Source organism: Lactobacillus porci, assembly GCF_009695985.1.
GTDB lineage: Bacteria > Bacillota > Bacilli > Lactobacillales > Lactobacillaceae > Lactobacillus > Lactobacillus absianus.
In genome coordinates this window covers 1-1,847 of sequence record NZ_VUMX01000068.1, presented here as the reverse complement: position 1 = coordinate 1,847, position 1,847 = coordinate 1, and the positions used below count along the sequence as shown (strand labels likewise).

The following is a 1,847-nucleotide window of genomic DNA, read 5'->3' as shown; positions in this document are numbered from 1 at the left end:
TTGATATAGTCCTACTTAAGTAGACAGTTCAAATATTTAAAATTTGCACTGGATACGGAGGTAGGACTTTTATTATGGGCAGAAAAAGTTCAATAAGTTTTGAGGCGAAGCTAGCGGCGGTTAAGTCGTATTTGGCGGGGAATCACAGTGTTGCACGACTAGCCCTTGAGCTTGGAGTAGGTACATCGACTATCATTAGATGGCTAAACTCATACCGTGCTCAAGGCGAAAACGGACTTAAACCAGCAATTAAGAACAACAGATATTCAAAAGAATTTAAGCTAAAACTGGTTGAACTCTATTTGCTTGGCAAAGGGTCGTATAGAGAATTAGCTTTCAAATATGGTCTCCGTAACGAATCTCAGCTAGTGAATTGGGTTTCAAAGTATAATAGTCATATAGAACTAGAAGACTACATTCCACACCCGGAGGTTCATATGACTAGTAGACGCAAGGCAACACCTGAGGAAAAGAAACAAGTTGTGATCTACTTCCTTGACCATAAACGTAACTACGCCGAAACAGCTGCACATTTTGGCTATAGCTATGGTCAGGTCTATAGTTGGGTTAAGAAATACCTAGCTGGAGGAAGCGATGCCCTACTTGATAGACGTGGGAAACGCAAGCAAGATGAAGAGCTAACGGACCTTGAACGTGCCGAAAGAAAGATTAAGAATCTTGAGGAACGGCTTGAAGCTAGCGAGAAGGAGAACATTCTCTTAAAAAAACTGCAGGATTTGGAAAGGATGATGATGCTAGAGGACCAAAAGCACAAGTAATTTATGCCAAGAAATTACGCAAACAAGCTATTTACCAATTAATTAGAGAACAGCACGAAAAGTACAACTGGCCGATTGATTGGATGTGTCAGAAGCTTGAAATTGCCCGCTCTGCCTACTATAAATGGCTTAACCATAAGCCTTCAAAGCATGAAGTAGAAGACCAATATCTAACAGACCGGATTATCGCAATTGCCAACAGTAATAATAGTCTCTTTGGAGCAGGAAAAATGATGCTAGAGCTGAACAAGACCTTAAGTGAAGGCGAATCGCGCTATGGCCATAATCGTGTTGCCCGGATTATGTGTATTAACGGGATTAGATGCAGTGTAGCGAGATACAACAAGCCTAAACGGCCAAATAAGCCTTCTGGTAACGAGACGGCTGAGAACATCTTAAATCGTGATTTCAATGCCTCAGCTCCAGATGAAAAATGGGGAATCGACATTACTGAAGTAACCGCACCGGGAGTAAGCAAGAAGGCATACCTAGCTACTATGATTGATCTATACGACAAATCCCCTGTCGGCTATGCAATAAGTGACCACAATGACGTTGCCCTTGTTCAAAAGGCAATTGATGCGGCTTTTGAAGCTAATCCTAATGCTCATCCATTAATTCATAGTGATCGTGGTTTCCAATTTACTAGAAAACCATTCAAAGTATATTTGAAAAACCATGGCGCAACGCAATCAATGTCACGTGTAAGCCACTGTATAGATAATGCCCCTGTAGAAGGCTGGCAAGGTCGGATAAAGGACATCCGCAACACTCTATTCCCGCATGTACATAACTATGAGGAATTGGTAGAATCCATCCACAAAGCAATTAAATACTACATTGAAAGCGACCCGCAAAAGCGGTTCGGCGGAAAGACGGCGGGGGAAGTTAGAGCTGAAGCGCTGGCTGGTAAGGTTTATAGCTATCCAATCCCGAAGAATAATCGAATCATCAAATACTGGGCGAAAATTAACGCCAAGAAGCAGAAGGAATGAAAAAACCGATCTGCTTACGCAAATCGGTAATTTTTTATTTATTTTCTCTGTCTACTTGACAAGGGCCGTATCA

The 1,847-nt window shown here is 41.8% G+C and carries 2 protein-coding genes; both read left to right on the top strand.

Going from position 1 to position 1,847, the window contains the following annotated elements:
- The first annotated feature begins 74 nt into the window (after positions 1–74).
- Positions 75–779, top strand: coding sequence for a helix-turn-helix domain-containing protein (locus FYJ62_RS10445; protein WP_154549570.1), 705 nt, complete (start codon positions 75–77; stop codon positions 777–779).
- Positions 779–1,774 carry an IS3 family transposase gene (locus FYJ62_RS10440; RefSeq protein WP_206988878.1) on the top strand — a complete coding sequence of 332 codons (996 nt, stop codon included), beginning with the start codon at positions 779–781 and terminating at the stop codon, positions 1,772–1,774. The genes FYJ62_RS10445 and FYJ62_RS10440 overlap by 1 nt, the downstream gene beginning before the upstream one ends.
- Positions 1,775–1,847: the final 73 nt, after the last annotated feature.